General features: G+C 57.6%; 13 protein-coding genes. 12 read left to right on the top strand and 1 reads right to left on the bottom strand.

Features of this window, described 5'->3' with window-relative positions; translation table 11 throughout:
- Window positions 1-187 precede the first annotated feature (187 nt).
- From OSH03_RS04690 to OSH03_RS04660, 7 genes are all read left to right on the top strand, one after another.
- Window positions 188-2,452, top strand: coding sequence for a ComEC family protein (locus tag OSH03_RS04690; protein ID WP_266178403.1), 2,265 nt, complete (start codon window positions 188-190; stop codon window positions 2,450-2,452).
- A 36-nt stretch (window positions 2,453-2,488) separates the two neighbouring features.
- Window positions 2,489-4,237, top strand: a complete 1,749-nt coding sequence (gene msbA, locus OSH03_RS04685; RefSeq protein ID WP_266178402.1) for a lipid A ABC transporter ATP-binding protein/permease MsbA — start codon at window positions 2,489-2,491, stop codon at window positions 4,235-4,237.
- Window positions 4,234-5,211, top strand: coding sequence for a tetraacyldisaccharide 4'-kinase (gene lpxK, locus OSH03_RS04680; RefSeq protein WP_266178401.1), 978 nt, complete (start codon window positions 4,234-4,236; stop codon window positions 5,209-5,211). The genes msbA and lpxK overlap by 4 nt, the downstream gene beginning before the upstream one ends.
- A gap of 44 nt (window positions 5,212-5,255) precedes the next feature.
- On the top strand, window positions 5,256-6,485 hold the full coding sequence (locus OSH03_RS04675) for a winged helix-turn-helix domain-containing protein (protein WP_266178400.1): 1,230 nt from the start codon (window positions 5,256-5,258) through the stop codon (window positions 6,483-6,485).
- Window positions 6,486-6,530: 45 nt separating this feature from the next.
- Window positions 6,531-6,713, top strand: coding sequence for a protein YcaR (gene ycaR / locus OSH03_RS04670; RefSeq protein WP_006174474.1), 183 nt, complete (start codon window positions 6,531-6,533; stop codon window positions 6,711-6,713).
- On the top strand, window positions 6,710-7,456 hold the full coding sequence (gene kdsB, locus OSH03_RS04665) for a 3-deoxy-manno-octulosonate cytidylyltransferase (RefSeq protein WP_266178399.1): 747 nt from the start codon (window positions 6,710-6,712) through the stop codon (window positions 7,454-7,456). Before ycaR ends, kdsB begins: the two co-directional genes overlap by 4 nt.
- A gap of 140 nt (window positions 7,457-7,596) precedes the next feature.
- Window positions 7,597-8,490, top strand: a complete 894-nt coding sequence (locus OSH03_RS04660; RefSeq protein ID WP_266178398.1) for a YcbJ family phosphotransferase — start codon at window positions 7,597-7,599, stop codon at window positions 8,488-8,490.
- Here the strand turns inward: OSH03_RS04660 and elyC are convergent.
- Window positions 8,467-9,246, bottom strand: coding sequence for an envelope biogenesis factor ElyC (elyC, locus tag OSH03_RS04655; protein WP_266178397.1), 780 nt, complete (start codon window positions 9,244-9,246; stop codon window positions 8,467-8,469). The two genes, OSH03_RS04660 and elyC, sit on opposite strands and share 24 nt — an antisense overlap.
- 124 nt (window positions 9,247-9,370) lie before the next feature.
- Between elyC and cmoM the strand changes: the two genes are divergently transcribed.
- The 5 genes from cmoM to ldtD all read left to right on the top strand — a co-directional run bounded on the left by cmoM (window position 9,371) and on the right by ldtD (window position 18,615).
- Window positions 9,371-10,150, top strand: a complete 780-nt coding sequence (cmoM, locus tag OSH03_RS04650) for a tRNA uridine 5-oxyacetic acid(34) methyltransferase CmoM (RefSeq protein WP_266178396.1) — start codon at window positions 9,371-9,373, stop codon at window positions 10,148-10,150.
- 3 nt (window positions 10,151-10,153) lie between these two features.
- The gene (gene mukF / locus OSH03_RS04645) at window positions 10,154-11,476 is read left to right on the top strand and encodes a chromosome partition protein MukF (RefSeq protein ID WP_041910621.1); all 1,323 of its coding nucleotides are present in this window, start codon (window positions 10,154-10,156) and stop codon (window positions 11,474-11,476) included.
- Window positions 11,457-12,161, top strand: a complete 705-nt coding sequence (gene mukE, locus OSH03_RS04640) for a chromosome partition protein MukE (protein WP_266178395.1) — start codon at window positions 11,457-11,459, stop codon at window positions 12,159-12,161. Before mukF ends, mukE begins: the two co-directional genes overlap by 20 nt.
- Complete coding sequence (gene mukB, locus OSH03_RS04635) at window positions 12,161-16,612, top strand: chromosome partition protein MukB (RefSeq protein WP_266178394.1); 4,452 nt, start codon at window positions 12,161-12,163, stop codon at window positions 16,610-16,612. The genes mukE and mukB overlap by 1 nt, the downstream gene beginning before the upstream one ends.
- A gap of 179 nt (window positions 16,613-16,791) precedes the next feature.
- The gene (gene ldtD / locus OSH03_RS04630) at window positions 16,792-18,615 is read left to right on the top strand and encodes a L,D-transpeptidase (protein WP_266178393.1); all 1,824 of its coding nucleotides are present in this window, start codon (window positions 16,792-16,794) and stop codon (window positions 18,613-18,615) included.
- Window positions 18,616-18,700 lie beyond the last annotated feature (85 nt).

Here is an 18,700-nt window from a genome sequence, read left to right as displayed (position 1 = left end):
GAAAGAAAGCACCTGCGGGTGCTTTTTTTGTCTCCGTCACTTTCATTCTGAAGGTGTCTCGCATTTTACGTTGCGTTTTCTGCAACGCGCTAAAAACCTTGCAGCGCTTGCTGTAGATTGCATTTTTCACACCTGACACCCCGCTCGATCTGCCCGCATACTGCCACCCAGAAACAGGGAGGTAGCAATGGGAATTCCCGCTTTAGGTATCTGCGCCATTCTGGCGATAGCCCCGTTACTCTGGTTACCTGAACTGCCATCGCGTTATACCATCTGGATAATGATGGCTGGCGGGGTTGCACTGGCCGCACGCCAAAACGTACGGCTGAAGTATGTGGGGATGACGCTGTTATTTTGCGTGTGGGGCATTCTGGCCGCGCAAGAGAGCGTCTGGCCGATGCAGCATTTAACCGCAGGTGCCATACAGGCCGAGGTGGAGATCGCCGCGACTGATGGTGCCACTGTGCATCAGGGAAAAATACTCACCGTTGATGGCCAGCGCTGGTGGGCGTCAACGGGCGTAACGCTTTATGGTCATTATCTGCCGCAGAAAGCGTGTGCCGGTCAGCGCTGGTCGATGACGCTCCGGCTCAGGCCTGTACACGGCGAACTGAACGACGGAGGGTATGACCCCCAGCGCAGCGCTATTGCCCGCCATCAAACGCTAAGTGGGCGTTTTACCCATGCAGAACTCATCGATGGACGCTGCAGCCTGCGAGTGCAATACCTGACATCGCTGCAAAACCGACTTTCAGCTTATCGTTGGGGCGCGGTTATCCTCGGACTGGGCATGGGAGAACGTCTGGATGTCCCCAGGGAAATAAAAGACCTGATGCGTGAAACCGGCACGCTGCATCTGATGGCGATTTCGGGTCTGCATATCGCGCTGGCGGCCTCCATCGTCTGGTTTCTTGTGCGCGGGCTTCAGTTTTTATTACCTTGCCATCGGGTCAACTGGCAAATGCCTCTGCTGGCAGGGTTATTCTTTGCTGCTTTCTACGCCTGGCTGACCGGTCTGCAACCGCCCGCGTTACGCACGGTTATCGCACTTGCTGTACTGGCGGCGCTGCGGATCGGTGCCCGGCAATGGTCTCCCTGGCAGGTGTGGATCTGCTGTGTCGCGGCGATCCTGATAAGCGATCCCTTAGCCATACTTTCGCAGAGCCTGCTTTTGTCTGCATTTGCCGTCGCCGCGCTGATTTTCTGGTTTCAGTGGCTGCCGCTTCCTCACTGGCGGCAGGTGCGTCGGGTACGTCCGCTGCTGAACCTGATCTATCTGCAGGTTGGCATGCTGTTACTCCTCATGCCGTTACAGGTTCTGATTTTCCATGGCTTTAGCATTTCATCGTTGATCGCCAATTTCTTTGCCGTTCCGCTGGTGACGTTTGTCTGCGTTCCGCTGATTTTACTCGGCATGCTGCTCCATCTGCTGCCGCTGGCGGGGCTGGAAAGCGGCATCTGGTATGCAGCCGACAAGACGCTTGCCGGGTTGTTCTGGTTTCTGATGCGCCTGCCAGACGGCTGGCAGAGTGTGGACCAGCGCTGGCAGTACATGACGTTACTGCCGTGGCTTATCCTCATCGGCTGGCGTTTCCGCGCCTGGAAAACCGTTCCTGCCGTTTGTCTGGCGGGAAGTGTCTTGCTGGCTTCTCCCCTCTGGCGAACGGCGAAAAGCGACGACTGGACGCTCCATATGCTGGACGTGGGGCAGGGGCTGGCAATGGTTATTGAACGACAGGGAAAAGCCATTCTTTACGATACCGGGCTCGCCTGGCCGGGCGGGGATAGCGCACAGCGATTAATTATTCCATGGCTGCGCTGGCATCATCTGCAACCGGAAGGCGTTATTCTCAGCCATGAGCACCTCGACCATGCGGGAGGTCTTGTATCGCTGCAAAAAGCATGGCCTGAGATGTGGGTTAGAAGTCCGTTGCACCAGACTGGGCATCGTCCCTGCTTTCGCGGGCAAAGATGGCAATGGCAGGGTTTAACGTTCACCGTCCACTGGCCCCCTGAAAATTATCCGGCTCAGGGTAACAATCACTCATGCGTGGTAAAAATTGACGACGGCGAGCAGAGCGTTCTGCTGACGGGAGACATTGAAGCACAGGCAGAACAGGCTATGCTTAGCCATTACTGGCAGCATCTGACGTCCACACTCATACAGGTACCTCATCACGGCAGCAATACCTCGTCGTCATTGCCGCTGGTACAGCGCCTGGAAGGGGAGATTGCGCTGGATTCAGCGGCCCGCTATAACGCATGGCGATTTCCGTCGGCTAAAGTGGTCCGGCGCTACCGAAAAGAGGGATATATCTGGCACGATACCCCCCATTCCGGGCAAATATCGGTGACATTTTCGAATCATCGCTGGGAAATCCGGCGCGTGCGGGATCAATTTTTACCCCCCTGGTATCATCAGTGGTTTGGCGCGCCCGTAGATAACGGGTAGAATATGCGGCTATTTCAACAAATGCTGGTTTTTTGAATGCATAACGACAAAGATCTCTCCACGTGGCAAACCTTCCGCCGACTCTGGCCGATGATTGCACCTTTTAAAGCAGGCCTGATCGTGGCGGGTGTAGCGTTAATCCTCAACGCAGCCAGCGATACTTTTATGTTATCGCTCCTCAAACCGTTACTGGACGACGGTTTTGGTAAAACGGATCGCTCAGTGTTGCTATGGATGCCTCTGGTGGTTATCGGGCTGATGATCTTACGTGGGATCACCAGCTATATCTCCAGCTACTGCATTTCCTGGGTTTCCGGGAAAGTGGTTATGACCATGCGCCGTCGTCTGTTCAGCCACATGATGGGCATGCCGGTCTCATTCTTTGACAAGCAATCCACCGGGACGCTGCTGTCTCGTATTACCTACGATTCAGAGCAGGTAGCCTCCTCCTCTTCAAGCGCGCTGATTACCGTCGTGCGTGAAGGAGCGTCGATCATCGGTCTGTTTGCAATGATGTTCTATTACAGCTGGCAGCTGTCGCTGATCCTTATCGTGCTGGCACCGGTCGTGTCCATTGCTATCCGCGTCGTCTCAAAGCGCTTCCGCAATATCAGTAAGAATATGCAGAACACCATGGGGCAGGTGACGACCAGCGCAGAACAGATGCTGAAAGGGCACAAAGAAGTGTTGATCTTCGGCGGTCAGGAAGTCGAAACCAAACGCTTTGACAAAGTCAGCAACAAAATGCGTCTGCAGGGGATGAAGATGGTCTCGGCCTCTTCCATCTCTGACCCGATCATTCAGCTGATTGCCTCACTGGCGCTGGCGTTCGTTCTTTATGCGGCAAGCTTCCCGAGCGTAATGGAGACGCTGACGGCGGGTACCATCACCGTAGTCTTCTCCTCGATGATTGCCCTGATGCGCCCGCTGAAATCCCTGACGAACGTGAACGCCCAGTTCCAGCGCGGGATGGCCGCCTGCCAGACGCTTTTCAGCATTCTGGATTCTGAACAGGAAAAAGACGAAGGTACACGCGAGGTAGAGCGCGCGCGTGGCGACGTGGAGTTCCGCAACGTGACCTTCACCTATCCAGGCCGCGAAACGCCGGCTCTGCGCAATATCAACCTGACGATTCCGGCAGGTAAAACCGTTGCGCTGGTAGGCCGCTCCGGCTCCGGTAAATCCACCATTGCGAGCCTCATCACCCGTTTCTACGATATTAACGAAGGTGAGATCCTGCTGGATGGTCACGACCTGAGGAAGTACACCCTGCAGTCGCTGCGTAACCAGGTTGCGCTGGTTTCTCAGAACGTGCATCTCTTCAACGATACGGTTGCCAACAACATTGCTTATGCGCGCACTGACGAGTACAGCCGCGAGCAGATTGAGAACGCCGCGCGTATGGCGTACGCAATGGACTTTATCAACAAGATGGATAACGGTCTGGATACGATCATCGGTGAAAACGGGGTACTGCTCTCCGGCGGTCAGCGCCAGCGTATTGCCATTGCGCGCGCGCTGCTGCGCGATAGCCCTATACTGATCCTGGACGAAGCAACCTCTGCGCTGGATACGGAATCTGAACGCGCGATTCAGTCGGCGCTGGATGAACTGCAAAAGAACCGTACGTCGCTGGTGATTGCGCACCGTCTCTCCACCATCGAGCAGGCAGACGAGATCGTCGTGGTTGAGGACGGCATCATTGTTGAACGCGGAAGCCATGCCGATCTGCTGGAACATCGCGGCGTTTACGCCCAGCTTCACAAGATGCAGTTCGGCGAATGATTGCACGCATCTGGTCCGGTGAATCCCCGCTGTGGCTGCTGCTTTTGCCGCTCTCCTGGCTGTACGGCCTGGTGAGCGGCATTATTCGCCTGTTTTACCGTCTGGGGATTAAGCGTGCCTGGCGCGCGTCGGTTCCGGTAGTCGTGGTGGGTAACCTCACGGCGGGCGGCAACGGCAAAACGCCGGTGGTGGTCTGGCTGGTGGAGCAGCTGCAAAAACGCGGCATCCGCCCCGGCGTGGTGTCGCGCGGGTATGGTGGTAAAGCGGCGCATTACCCATTGCTGCTGACGACGGAAACCACGACCGCCGAAGCCGGTGATGAACCAGTATTGATTTTCCAGCGCACCGGTGCGCCGGTTGCGGTTTCCCCGGTGCGCAGCGACGCCGTGCAGGCGCTGCTTGCCGGGCATGCAGTACAAATCATTATTACTGACGATGGCCTGCAGCATTACGCTCTGGCGCGTGATAAAGAGATTGTAGTTATCGACGGCGTTCGCCGTTTCGGCAACGGCTGGTGGCTGCCCGCTGGCCCCATGCGTGAACGGGCTTCGCGTCTGAAGTCCGTTGATGCGGTGATTGTTAACGGCGGTGAAGCAAAGTCGGGTGAAATTCCTATGCGTCTGTTACCTGGAATGGCGGTCAACTTGGTGACGGGGGAACGCCGGCCGGTTGCTGAGCTGCCTTCGCTGGTGGCGATGGCGGGAATTGGCCATCCGCCGCGCTTCTTCGCGACGCTGGAGCAGTGTGGTGCCCGGCTGGAAAAACGCGTTCCACTGGCCGACCATCAGGCGCTGGTGGCAGAGCAGGTTGAGGCGCTTACCGCGCCTGGCCAGACGCTCATTATGACCGAAAAAGATGCGGTGAAATGCCGTGCCTTTGCGAAAGATAACTGGTGGTATCTGCCGGTTGACGCTGAACTCAGCGGCGAACAGCCGGAACAATTGCTTAAGGAACTGATTGCGTTGGTGCAGTAGAGGCTTACGCGGTTCTGGTGGCGCTTTGACTGACAGGAAAACGCATGTCTTTACCGCAACTCTCGCTTTCAGCCGCACGTCATTTACACCTAGCCGCGCAGGGGCTGCTCAAAAAGCCCCGTCGCCGTGCGCAGCCTGCCGATATCCTCTCTACCGTCCAGCGCATGTCGCTGCTCCAAATCGACACCATTAACATTGTCGCCCGTAGCCCTTACCTGGTCCTGTTTAGCCGCCTGGGAAGTTATCCTCCGCAGTGGCTGGATGAGGCGCTCTCCAAAGGGGAGCTGATGGAGTACTGGGCTCACGAAGCCTGCTTCCTGCCCCGCAGCGATTTCGCCCTGGTTCGTCACCGCATGCTTGCTCCGGAAAAGATGGGATGGAAATACCGGCAGGCGTGGATGGAGGAACATGAGGCCGAAATAGAGCAGCTTATCAGCCATATTCAGGAAAACGGCCCCGTTCGATCCGCCGATTTTGAACATCCGCGCAAAGGTGCAGGCGGATGGTGGGAGTGGAAGCCGCACAAGCGTCATCTTGAAGGGTTGTTCACGTCAGGCAAAGTCATGGTCATTGAGCGGCGTAATTTTCAGCGCGTTTATGATCTGACGCATCGCGTGATGCCCCACTGGGACGACGAGCGGGACCTGCTTACCCAGGAGGCGGCCGAGGCCATCATGCTGGAGAACAGCGCCCGCAGCCTGGGCATTTTCCGTCCGCAATGGCTGGCAGACTATTACCGCCTCCGTCAGCCCGCGCTGAAGCCGCTACTGGAGATATGGCAGCGCGAACAGCGAGTTATTCCCGTCATGGTGGAAACGCTGGGCGAAATGTGGCTGCATGCGGATCTCCTCCCTCTGCTGCCCGAGGCTCTGGAGGGGAAACTCCGGGCGACCCACAGCGCGGTATTGTCACCTTTCGATCCGGTGGTCTGGGACAGAAAACGCGCCGAGCAGCTGTTCGACTTCAGCTACCGGCTGGAATGCTATACCCCGGCGCCAAAGCGGCAATACGGCTACTTTGTCTTACCGCTGCTGCACAAGGGACAGCTGGTCGGACGCATGGATGCCAAAATGCACCGCAAGACCGGCACGCTTGAAGTCATTGCCCTTTATCTGGAAGAGGGCGTCAGGGGCACGGCGAGCCTGGAAAAAGGGTTAACGTCCGCCATTAGCGAGTTCGCGCGCTGGCAGGGGGCTCGCGACGTAACGCTTGGCCAGGTACCTGACGGGTTATTCACATCCTGTCGAAGTGGCTGGGAAACAGGCACGCCCTGAAAAGGGAATGTGTTAAGCTTTAGCGATTACCCATACGGAGGAACTATGGATCACCGTTTACTTGAAATTATTGCCTGCCCGGTATGCAACGGCAAACTCTACTACAGCCAGGACAAACAGGAGCTGATCTGCAAGCTGGACAGTCTGGCCTTCCCGCTGCGTGACGGCATTCCGGTACTGCTGGAAAATGAAGCCCGTTCCCTGGTGGCAGAAGAGAGCAAACCATGAGTTTTGTTGTCATTATTCCTGCGCGTTATGCCTCAACGCGTCTGCCGGGTAAACCGCTGGTAGATATCAACGGCAAGCCGATGATTGTGCATGTCCTTGAGCGGGCGCGTGAGTCCGGTGCCGATCGCGTGATTGTTGCAACCGATCATCCTGACGTCGCCCGTGCGGTTGAGGCCGCAGGCGGTGAGGTGTGCATGACCCGCGCCGATCACCAGTCCGGCACCGAGCGTCTGGCGGAAGTGGTTGAGAAATGTGGTTTCAGTGACGATACGGTCATCGTAAACGTGCAGGGCGACGAGCCGATGATCCCGGCCGTTATTATCCGTCAGGTGGCGGAAAACCTGGCGCAGCGTCAGGTCGGTATGGCGACGCTCGCGGTGCCCATTCACCACGCTGAAGAGGCATTCAATCCGAATGCGGTGAAGGTGGTGATGGATGCCGAAGGCTATGCGCTCTATTTCTCCCGCGCGACGATTCCGTGGGATCGCGATCGCTTTGCGCTCTCTAAAGAGACCATCGGTGATGCTTTCCTGCGTCATATTGGGATCTACGGCTATCGCGCCGGATTTATTCGTCGCTATGTTGCCTGGGCGCCGAGCCCGCTGGAGCATATCGAAATGCTGGAGCAGCTTCGCGTGCTCTGGTATGGCGAAAAAATCCACGTTGCCGTTGCCCGCGAAGTACCGGGAACGGGCGTTGATACGCCGGAAGATCTTGAGCGCGTCCGCGCCGAGTTGCGCTAATCCCGCCAGCATCCCTCCTTTCGGAGGGATGTCCTCTCCCGCAAATTCCCCTTTCTTTACCCTAATTGATCTCTTCCGGGTGACATCTTCACGCTGTGCGCTCATTATAAAAGCAGTAGTCTTAATGGGGGTAATCTCATATGGAACAGCTGCGTGCCGAACTTAGCCATCTGCTGGGTGAGAAGTTAAGCCGGGTCGAATGTGTGAGTGAAAAGGTCGATACCGCGCTCTGGTCGTTGTATGACGGCCAGGGCAATCCGATGCCGCTGATGGCCAGAAGCTTCTCGTCGCCGGGCGTGGCCAGGCAGCTTGCCTGGAAAATGTCGATGCTGGCACGGGAGGGAACCGTCCGTATGCCGACCGTGTACGGCGTGATGACCCACGAGGAACATCCCGGCCCGGACGTACTGCTGATTGAGCGTTTACGCGGTGTGCCGGTTGAAGCGCCCGCGCGTACGCCGGAACGCTGGGAACAGCTGAAAGACCAGATTGTCGAGGCGCTGCTGGCCTGGCACCGACAGGATAGCCGTGGGCTTGTTGGCCCGGTCGACAGCACCCAGGAAAACCTGTGGCCGCTGTGGTATCGCCAGCGGGTGGAAGTGCTGTGGGGGACGCTTAACCAGTTCAACAATACCGGTTTGACCATGCAGGACAAACGTATTCTGTTTCGCACCCGCGAGTGCTTACCGGCGCTGTTCAACGGCTTTAACGACAACTGCGTGCTGATCCACGGCAATTTTACTCTGCGCAGCATGCTCAAAGACTCCCGCAGCGATCAGCTCCTGGCGATGCTAGGGCCGGGGATCATGCTCTGGGCACCGCGGGAATATGAGCTGTTCAGGCTCAGCGACAGCGGGGCGGCGGAAGGGTTACTGTGGCACTACCTTCAGCGCGCGCCCGTTGCAGAGGCGTTTCTCTGGCGGCGCTGGCTTTATCTGCTCTGGGACGAAGTGGCGCAGCTGGTCAACACCGGACGTTTCAATCGCGCCAACTTCGATCTGGCGGCTAAATCACTCTTGCCCTGGCTCGCCTGACGATCCTTTCAGCCACTGCCAGAGGCGTCCGAGCGTCTCGTAGCCGACGCGATCGCTATGCATCAACCACATCGGAGAGGGGATCACCCGTTCCCACGGGTTGAGCGGCGCGCTGATGGCCATCTGGTTTGCCGGTGCGGGAAGCGGGTGCAGACCTTGCTTCTCGAAGAAAATCATCGCGCGTGGCAGGTGCGAGGCGGAGGTCACCAGTAAGAACGGAACATCGCCAATCGCCTGCTTCACCGCGGCAGCCTCTTCCTCGGTATCCTTTGGGCTGTCCAGCGTGATGATAGAGGAACGCGGTACGCCGAGCGATTCCGCGATTCTGGCCCCCGCTTCAGCCGTGCTCACCGGGTTGGTTTTGGCCGCCGCGCCGGTGAAGATCATTTTTGATCCCGGATTCGCCAGCCACAGGCGAATGCCTTCGTTTAGCCGTGGCAGGCTGTTGTTGATCAGGTTCGAGCTGGGAGCCCAGTCAGGGTCCCAGGTATACCCGCCGCCCAGCACAACGATGTACTCAACTTTCTGGTTTCCCTGCCACGTCGGGTACCTGTTTTCGATGGGGCGCAGCAGTCCATCCGCTACCGGCTGCAGGCTCAGCAGCAGCAGGACCAGCCAGCCGAACGTAATAAGCGTTTTGCCACTCTTCTGAAAGCGACTAAACCACACCAGCGCCAGCCCCAGCGCGATGATGACAAGCAGCAGCGGAAGGGGAAGCATCATCCCTCCAACGTATTTCTTAAGGGTAAAAAGCATCCTTTTTGGTTCCTTTTTTGACCATACAGCAGATGATTACCGGTGATATTACACCAGAGAGGTTCATTCTCCGCGCGGGTGTGACAAAATAGCGGTTTTGCAGTTAGCGAGTGGAACTCTCCCAATGCGGGATCGCAATTTTGATGACATCGCGGAAAAGTTTTCGCGCAACATTTATGGCACCACGAAAGGGCAGCTCCGTCAGACGATCCTCTGGCAGGATCTGGATACCATTCTGGCGGGCTTTGGCGGCCAAACGTTGCGCGTGCTGGACGCCGGAGGCGGTGAAGGGCAGACGGCGATAAAAATGGCCGGGCTCGGTCATCACGTCACGCTTTGCGATCTTTCTGCTGAAATGGTCGCCCGCGCGACGCGTGCCGCAGAAGAGAAAGGTGTGAGCGACAACATGCATTTTATACAATGCGCCGCTCAGGACATCGCGCAGCATTTGGAAACACAGGTTGATCTGATATTGTTTCATGCGGTGCTGGAATGGGTTGCCGATCCGCAAAGCGTGTTACAAACCCTGTGGTCGATGTTACGCCCGGGCGGTACGCTGTCGCTGATGTTCTACAATGCTAACGGCTTCCTGATGCACAACATGGTGGCAGGGAACTTCGACTATGTTCAGGTCGGGATGCCGAAAAAGAAAAAACGCACGCTTTCCCCGGACTATCCGCGCGATCCGCAGCAGGTTTACGGCTGGCTGGAAGAGATTGGCTGGCAGATTGTCGGGAAGACGGGCGTCAGGGTGTTTCATGATTATCTGCGTGAAAAACACAAACAGCGTGACTGTTTTGACACCTTAACAGAATTAGAAACGCGGTATTGCCGCCAGGAGCCGTTTGTCAGCCTTGGCCGCTATATTCACGTCACCGCGCACAAGCCGCAGATGCAAGGATAACCTATGAGTGAATTTTCCCAGACAGTCCCCGAACTGGTTGCCTGGGCCAGGAAAAACGATTTCTCCATCTCGCTGCCGGTAGACAGACTCTCTTTCCTGCTGGCGGTTGCTACGCTCAACGGCGAACGGCTGGATGGTGAAATGAGCGAGGGTGAACTGGTGGATGCGTTCCGCCACGTCAGTGATGCGTTTGAGCAAACCAGCGAAACCATTAGCGTGCGTGCCAATAACGCAATCAACGATATGGTGCGTCAACGTCTGCTGAACCGCTTTACCAGCGAGCAGGCGGAAGGAAACGCCATCTATCGCCTGACGCCGCTGGGCATCGGCATTACCGACTACTACATTCGCCAGCGCGAATTCTCCACGCTGCGTCTCTCCATGCAGCTCTCGATCGTGGCGGGTGAGCTTAAGCGTGCCGCCGACGCGGCCGATGAAAACGGTGACGAATTCCACTGGCACCGCAACGTTTACGCGCCGCTGAAATACTCGGTGGCCGAGATTTTTGACAGTATCGATCTCACCCAGCGCCTGATGGACGAGCAGCAGCAGCAGGTGAAAGACGATATCGCGCAGCTGCTGAACAAAGACTGGCGTGCGGCCATCTCCAGCTGTGAACTTTTATTGTCAGAAACCTCCGGTACGCTGCGTGAGCTGCAGGATACGCTGGAGGCCGCAGGGGACAAGCTGCAGGCCAACCTGCTGCGCATCCAGGACGCGACCCTGGCGCACGACGATCTGCATTTTATCGACCGTCTGGTGTTCGATCTGCAGAGCAAACTTGACCGCATCATCAGCTGGGGCCAGCAGTCGATCGATCTGTGGATCGGCTATGACCGCCACGTGCATAAATTTATCCGTACCGCGATTGATATGGATAAAAACCGCGTCTTTGCCCAGCGTCTTCGCCAGTCGGTACAGACCTACTTTGATGCGCCGTGGGCGCTGACCTATGCCAATGCCGATCGTCTGCTGGATATGCGCGACGAAGAGATGGCGCTGCGCGACGAAGAGGTTACCGGTGAACTGCCGCCGGATCTGGAGTACGAAGAATTCAACGAAATTCGTGAGCAACTTGCGGCGATGATCGAAGAACAGCTCGCCGTCTACAAAACCAGACAAGCGCCGCTGGATCTTGGGCTCGTGGTGCGCGACTATCTGGCGCAATATCCTCGCGCGCGCCACTTCGACGTTGCCCGCATTGTGGTAGACCAGGCGGTTCGCCTAGGTATCGCGCAAGCAGATTTCACCGGACTGCCGCCGAAGTGGCAGCCAATTAACGATTACGGAGCCAAGGTACAGGCGCATGTCATTGACAAATATTGAACAAGTGATGCCAGTTAAGCTGGCACAGGCGCTGGCGAATCCGTTATTTCCGGCGCTGGACAGCCAGCTGCGTGCCGGTCGTCACATTGGCCTGGACGAGCTGGATAATCACGCCTTTTTGATGGACTTCCAGGAATACCTGGAAGAGTTTTACGCCCGCTACAACGTGGAGCTTATCCGCGCGCCGGAAGGTTTTTTCTATCTGCGCCCGCGCTCCACGACCCTGATCCCGCGCTCCGTGCTTTCCGAGCTGGACATGATGGTCGGCAAAATTCTTTGCTATCTCTACCTCAGCCCGGAACGCCTTGCAAATGAAGGCATCTTCACCCAGCAGGAGCTGTACGATGAGCTGCTGACGCTGGCGGATGAGAGCAAGCTGCTAAAGCTGGTGAACAACCGTTCGACGGGGTCGGATCTTGACCGTCAGAAATTACAGGAAAAGGTTCGCTCTTCCCTGAGCCGTCTGCGCCGTCTGGGGATGGTCTGGTTTATGGGCCACGACAGCAGCAAATTCCGCATTACGGAATCGGTCTTCCGCTTCGGCGCCGACGTGCGTGCGGGCGATGACGCGCGTGAAGCGCAGCTTCGCATGATCCGCGACGGTGAAGCGATGCCGGTGGAAAACCATTTGCAGCTCAATGACGAGCATGAAGAGAATCTGCCGGATAGCGGGGAGGAAGAGTAATGATTGAACGCGGTAAATTTCGCTCACTAACGCTGATTAACTGGAACGGCTTCTTTGCCCGAACCTTCGATCTGGATGAGCTGGTGACGACGCTCTCCGGCGGTAACGGGGCGGGTAAATCCACCACCATGGCGGCGTTTGTTACGGCGCTGATCCCCGACCTGACGCTGCTTCACTTCCGTAACACCACCGAAGCGGGCGCAACGAGCGGCTCCCGCGATAAAGGACTCCACGGTAAGCTGAAAGCGGGCGTCTGTTATTCCGTGCTGGACGTCATCAACTCCCGTCACCAGCGCGTGGTGGTGGGTGTGCGCCTGCAGCAGGTTGCCGGCCGCGACCGTAAAGTGGATATCAAACCGTTTGCCATTCAGGGGCTGCCAACCTCCGTACAGCCGACCGCGCTGCTGACGGAAACGCTGAATGAACGCCAGGCGCGCGTCCTGACGCTGCAGGAGCTGAAGGACAAGCTGGAAGCCATTGAGGGCGTGCAGTTCAAGCAGTTCAACTCGATTACCGACTATCACTCCCTGATGTTCGATCTGGGCGTGGTGGCGCGCCGTCTGCGTACCGCTTCAGACCGTAGCAAATACTACCGACTTATCGAAGCGTCCCTGTACGGCGGTATCTCCAGCGCCATTACCCGCTCCCTCCGCGACTACCTGCTGCCGGAAAACAGCGGCGTGCGTAAGGCCTTCCAGGACATGGAAGCGGCGCTGCGTGAAAACCGCATGACGCTGGAAGCGATTCGCGTTACCCAGTCTGACCGCGACCTGTTTAAACACCTGATCAGCGAAGCCACCAACTACGTGGCGGCGGACTATATGCGACACGCCAACGAGCGCCGCGTCCATCTCGATCAGGCATTAGAATACCGCCGCGAGCTGTTTACCTCCCGTAAACAGCTGGTGGCCGAGCAGTATAAGCACGTAGAGATGGCGCGCGAGCTGGGCGAACACAACGGTGCCGAAGGCGATCTGGAAGCCGATTACCAGGCTGCCAGCGATCACCTGAACCTGGTGCAGACCGCGCTGCGCCAGCAGGAAAAGATCGAACGCTACGAAGCGGATCTCGATGAGCTGCAGATTCGTCTCGAAGAGCAAAATGAAGTGGTGGCCGAAGCCGCCGAGATGCAGGAAGAGAACGAAGCCCGCGCCGAAGCCGCCGAGCTGGAAGTGGACGAGCTGAAAAGCCAGCTTGCCGATTACCAGCAGGCGCTGGACGTGCAGCAGACGCGTGCGATTCAGTACAACCAGGCGCTGCAGGCGCTACAGCGTGCAAAAGAGCTGTGCCATCTGCCAGACCTGACGCCGGACAGCGCCGACGAATGGCTGGACACCTTCCAGGCCAAAGAGCAGGAAGCCACCGAAAAACTGCTCTCGCTTGAACAGAAAATGAGCGTCGCGCAAACGGCGCACAGCCAGTTTGAGCAGGCTTATCAGCTGGTGGTTGCCATTAATGGCCCGCTGGCGCGTAACGAAGCCTGGGAAGTCGCCCGTGAACTGCTGCGCGACGGCGTCAACCAGCGCCATCTTGCCGAACAGGTGCAGCCGCTGCGCATGCGCCTGAACGAGCTGGAACAGCGCCTGCGCGAGCAGCAGGAAGCCGAGCGTCTGCTGGCCGAGTTCTGCAAGCGTCAGGGCAAACAGTACGATTTCGACGAGCTTGAGGCGCTGCATCAGGAGCTGGAAGCGCGAATTGCGGCCCTGTCCGATACCGTATCAAACGCCAGCGAACAGCGTATGACGCTGCGTCAGGAGCTGGAGCAGCTTCAGTCTCGTTCGAAGACGCTTCTGGAGCGTGCGCCGGTCTGGCTGGCCGCGCAAAGCAGCCTGAACCAGCTCAGCGAACAGTGCGGCGAGGAGTTCGAATCCAGCCAGCAGGTGACGGAATACCTGCAGCAGCTGCTGGAGCGCGAGCGCGAAGCCATTGTTGAGCGTGACGAAGTGGGTGCCCGCAAGCGTGACGTCGACGAAGAAATCGAGCGCTTAAGCCAGCCGGGCGGGTCAGAAGATCCGCGTCTGAACACCTTAGCCGAGCGTTTTGGCGGCGTACTGCTGTCTGAGATTTACGATGACGTCGGCCTGGACGATGCGCCTTACTTCTCCGCGCTGTACGGTCCATCCCGCAACGCAATCGTGGTGCCGGATCTGTCGCTGATTTCTGAACAGCTCGCAGGGCTGGAGGATTGCCCGGAAGATCTCTATCTGATCGAAGGGGATCCGCAGTCGTTTGATGACAGCGTGTTTAGCGTTGACGAGCTGGAAAAAGCGGTGGTGGTTAAAATCGCCGACCGCCAGTGGCGCTACTCCCGCTTCCCGGAGCTGCCGCTGTTTGGCCGCGCCGCGCGCGAAAGCCGCATTGAGAGCCTCCACGCCGAGCGTGAAACGCTGTCTGAACGTTTTGCCACCCTGTCGTTTGACGTACAGAAAACCCAGCGTCTGCACCAGGCGTTCAGCCGCTTTATCGGCAGCCATCTGGGCGTGGCGTTTGAAGCCGACCCGGAAGCGGAAATCCGCAAGCTCAATACCCGTCGTGGCGAGCTGGAGCGCGCGATTGCCAGTCATGAAAGTGACAACCAGCAGAGCCGCATCCAGTTCGAACAGGCGAAAGAGGGCGTCGCTGCCCTTAACCGCATCCTGCCGCGCCTGAACCTGCTGGCGGATGACACGCTGGCCGACCGCGTGGATGAGATTCAGGAACGTCTGGATGAAGCCCAGGAAGCCGCGCGTTTCGTGCAGCAGCACGGCAACCATCTGGCGAAGCTGGAGCCCGTCGTGTCTGTACTGCAGAGCGACCCGGAACAGTTCGAGCAGTTAAAAGAAGATTATGCCTGGTCACAGCAGGTGCAGCGCGAAGCGCGTCAGCAGGCGTTTGCCCTGACGGAAGTGGTGCAGCGTCGTGCGCACTTCGGCTACTCCGATTCGGCTGAAATGCTGAGCGGCAACAGCGACCTGAATGAAAAACTGCGTCAGCGCCTTGAGCAGGCGGAAGCGGAACGTACCCGCGCTCGCGAAGCGATGCGCAGCCACTCGGCTCAGCTGAACCAGTACAACCAGGTGCTGGCCTCGCTGAAAAGCTCCTTTGACACCAAGAAAGAGCTCTTAAACGACCTGCAGAAAGAGCTGCAGGACATAGGCGTCCGTGCCGACAGCGGGGCGGAAGAGCGCGCGCGCATTCGTCGTGATGAGCTGCACAGCCAGCTCAGCAATAACCGCGCGCGTCGTAATCAGCTGGAAAAAGCGCTCACCTTCTGCGAAGCGGAAATGGATAACCTGACCCGTCGCCTGCGCAAGCTGGAACGCGACTACCATGAAATGCGCGAGCAGGTGGTGACGGCGAAAGCGGGCTGGTGCGCCGTAATGCGGATGGTGAAAGACAACAACGTTGAGCGTCGCCTGCACCGCCGCGAGCTGGCATATCTCTCTGCCGATGAACTGCGTTCGATGTCGGATAAGGCGCTGGGTGCGCTGCGTCTGGCGGTGGCGGATAACGAACACCTGCGCGATGTGCTGCGCATGTCAGAGGATCCGAAACGTCCGGAACGTAAAATCCAGTTCTTCGTGGCGGTTTACCAGCACCTGCGCGAGCGTATTCGTCAGGACATCATCCGTACCGACGATCCGGTCGAAGCCATCGAACAGATGGAAATCGAGCTGGGGCGTCTGACGGAAGAGCTGACCTCCCGCGAGCAGAAGCTGGCGATCAGCTCCCGCAGCGTGGCGAATATCATTCGTAAAACCATTCAGCGCGAGCAGAACCGTATCCGCCAGCTGAACCAGGGGCTGCAGAGCGTGTCGTTTGGTCAGGTCAACAGCGTACGTCTTAACGTCAACGTGCGTGAAGCCCACGCGACGCTGCTGGAAGTGCTCTCTGAGCAGCACGAGCAGCATCAGGATCTGTTCAACAGCAACCGTCTGACCTTCTCCGAAGCGCTGGCGAAGCTGTATCAGCGCCTGAATCCGCAGATTGATATGGGCCAGCGTACGCCGCAAACCATCGGTGAAGAGCTGCTGGACTACCGTAACTACCTGGAAATGGAAGTTGAGGTTAACCGTGGCTCAGACGGCTGGCTGCGTGCGGAGTCCGGAGCGCTCTCTACCGGTGAAGCGATCGGTACCGGGATGTCGATTCTGGTGATGGTGGTGCAGAGCTGGGAAGATGAAGCGCGTCGTCTGCGCGGGAAAGACATTTCCCCATGCCGACTGCTGTTCCTCGATGAAGCGGCGCGTCTCGATGCCCGCTCGATTGCCACGCTGTTTGAGCTTTGCGAACGTCTCGATATGCAGCTCATCATTGCGGCACCGGAAAACATCAGCCCTGAAAAAGGCACCACCTATAAGCTGGTGCGTAAAGTGTTCCAGAACAGCGAACACGTGCACGTTGTCGGGCTACGTGGCTTTGCGCCGCAACCGCCTGAGTCATTGCCGGAAACCACGGCAGACGCTTCCTGAGGCGTTTTGTTACAAAGAGCGGCGCAAAAGCGCCGCTTTTTTTTATTCACTTAACTTGTGCTCAGGGCTGCGTTATCTTTAAACTTCTTTACATAAGGTAAGGCAACAGCGTTGTCGTCTACCTATAATAAAAGAAAGCCCCACCGTGATGGGCATGTCGTAAAAACAGGGGGCAAGGGATGTTGCTAAAGAAAGAATGTGGTCGTCAGCTGTCAGCGCTGAGTTTATGTCTGGCAGTGATGTTTGCTCCACTGTTAACCGCCCAGGCCGACGAGCCTGAAATTGTGCCGACTGACAGCTCCGCAACGACAGGCGCGCAGCCGACGTCATTGTCTCAGCCGCTGGAACAATCTCCGGCAACGGCCATCATGGCCGGAATTAAGCCATTGCCGGAAGGCATCGACGTTGAATCGCTCAGCCAGCAGCTCCAGACAGGCCTGCCTTCAGGCTACACGCCCGCCTATATCAATCAGCTCACGCTGCTTTATGCTGCCCGGGATATGAAGCCCATGTGGGAAAACCGCGAAGCCGTGCGCGCCTTCCAGCAACAGCTGGCGGAAGTGGCGATTGCGGGCTTCCAGCCGCAGTTTACGAAGTGGGTTGAGCTGTTAACCGATCCTGCCGTCACCGGTCAGGCGCGGGACGTGGTCCTTTCCGATGCCATGATGGGCTACCTGCAGTTTGTGGCGGGAATTCCGGTCAATGGTAACCGCTGGTTGTACAGCGACAGGCCCTATAAGCTGGCGACGCCAGCCCTGTCGGTGATTAACCAGTGGCAATTAGCGCTGGATAACGGCGACCTGCCGCGCTTTATTGCCAGCCTCGCGCCGGCGCATCCACAGTATGCCACCATGCACCAGTCGCTCCTCGCGCTGGTGGGGGACTCGCGTCCATGGCCGCAAATGCGGGGGACCGCAACGTTGCGTCCGGGTCAGTGGAGCAGCGATGTGCCAGCCCTGCGCGAGATCCTGAAACGCTCCGGTATTCTTGATGGCGGGCCGAAGATTGCCCTGCCGGGCGACGATCCGCAAAGCGCGGTGGTCAGCCCGTCAGCGCCCGTAAAAGAGAACAAGGCCACTACCCTGAGTAACAAGCCCGAGGCTTACGATCGCGAGCTGGTCGCCGCGGTTAAACAGTTCCAGGCCGTTCAGGGGCTGGGAGCCGATGGCGTTATTGGACCGTCAACGCGTGACTGGCTTAACGTATCGCCTGCGCAGCGGGCAGGGGTGCTGGCGCTTAATATTCAGCGTTTGCGTTTGCTGCCGGGCACGCTGTCCACCGGCATTATGGTCAATATCCCGGCCTATTCCCTGGTCTATTATCAGGATGGTAGCGAGAAACTGGCCTCGCGCGTGATTGTCGGGCGTCCGGATCGCAAAACGCCGATGATGAGCAGCGCGTTAAATAACGTGGTGGTTAACCCACCGTGGAACGTGCCGCCGACGCTGGCGCGTAAGGACATTCTGCCTAAGGTCTGGAACGATCCGGGTTATCTGGAACGTCATGGCTATACGGTGATGCGTGGCTGGAACAGTAAAGAGGCAATCGATCCTTACATGGTCGACTGGTCGACGATTACGGCTTCCAATCTGCCGTTCCGCTTCCAGCAGGCTCCCGGAGCGCATAACTCTCTGGGACGCTATAAATTCAACATGCCAAGTTCAGATGCTATCTATCTGCACGATACGCCGAACCACAATCTGTTCCAGAAAGATACCCGGGCACTGAGTTCAGGCTGCGTGCGCGTGAATAAAGCCTCGGAGCTGGCCAACATGCTGTTGCAGGATGCGGGCTGGAACGATACGCGTATCTCTGACGCCCTGAAGCAGGGGGATACGCGCTACGTGAATATTCGCCACAACATTCCGGTTAATCTTTATTATCTGACGGCGTTTGTGGGTGAAGACGGTCGCACTCAGTACCGTACAGATATTTACAATTATGATCTCACCGCGCGATCCGGCGCACAAATTTTGCCAAAAGCGGAACAATTAATCAGGTAAATGAAGCAGTTCGGGAAAAATGATTGTCGTAAGTTATGGTGAATCGGGGCCAATATCGCTGTAAGCCGCGTATTCACTGGGGTTG

Origin of the sequence: Enterobacter nematophilus (genome assembly GCF_026344075.1) — a bacterium.
In the GTDB taxonomy this organism is placed as follows: domain Bacteria; phylum Pseudomonadota; class Gammaproteobacteria; order Enterobacterales; family Enterobacteriaceae; genus Enterobacter; species Enterobacter nematophilus.
Note: the sequence above shows the minus strand (reverse complement) of the source record. Positions and strands in the feature narration are given on the sequence as shown.

Bases quoted from the DNA above. Each gene is read 5' to 3' on its own strand.
- OSH03_RS04690 (WP_266178403.1), top strand. From the start codon at position 188: ATGGGAATTCCCGCTTTAGGTATCTGCGCCATTCTGGCGATAGCCCCG.
- msbA (WP_266178402.1), top strand. From the start codon at position 2,489: ATGCATAACGACAAAGATCTCTCCACGTGGCAAACCTTCCGCCGACTC.
- lpxK (WP_266178401.1), top strand. From the start codon at position 4,234: ATGATTGCACGCATCTGGTCCGGTGAATCCCCGCTGTGGCTGCTGCTT.
- OSH03_RS04675 (WP_266178400.1), top strand. From the start codon at position 5,256: ATGTCTTTACCGCAACTCTCGCTTTCAGCCGCACGTCATTTACACCTA.
- ycaR (WP_006174474.1), top strand. From the start codon at position 6,531: ATGGATCACCGTTTACTTGAAATTATTGCCTGCCCGGTATGCAACGGC.
- kdsB (WP_266178399.1), top strand. From the start codon at position 6,710: ATGAGTTTTGTTGTCATTATTCCTGCGCGTTATGCCTCAACGCGTCTG.
- OSH03_RS04660 (WP_266178398.1), top strand. From the start codon at position 7,597: ATGGAACAGCTGCGTGCCGAACTTAGCCATCTGCTGGGTGAGAAGTTA.
- elyC (WP_266178397.1), bottom strand. From the start codon at position 9,246: ATGCTTTTTACCCTTAAGAAATACGTTGGAGGGATGATGCTTCCCCTT.
- cmoM (WP_266178396.1), top strand. From the start codon at position 9,371: ATGCGGGATCGCAATTTTGATGACATCGCGGAAAAGTTTTCGCGCAAC.
- mukF (WP_041910621.1), top strand. From the start codon at position 10,154: ATGAGTGAATTTTCCCAGACAGTCCCCGAACTGGTTGCCTGGGCCAGG.
- mukE (WP_266178395.1), top strand. From the start codon at position 11,457: ATGTCATTGACAAATATTGAACAAGTGATGCCAGTTAAGCTGGCACAG.
- mukB (WP_266178394.1), top strand. From the start codon at position 12,161: ATGATTGAACGCGGTAAATTTCGCTCACTAACGCTGATTAACTGGAAC.
- ldtD (WP_266178393.1), top strand. From the start codon at position 16,792: ATGTTGCTAAAGAAAGAATGTGGTCGTCAGCTGTCAGCGCTGAGTTTA.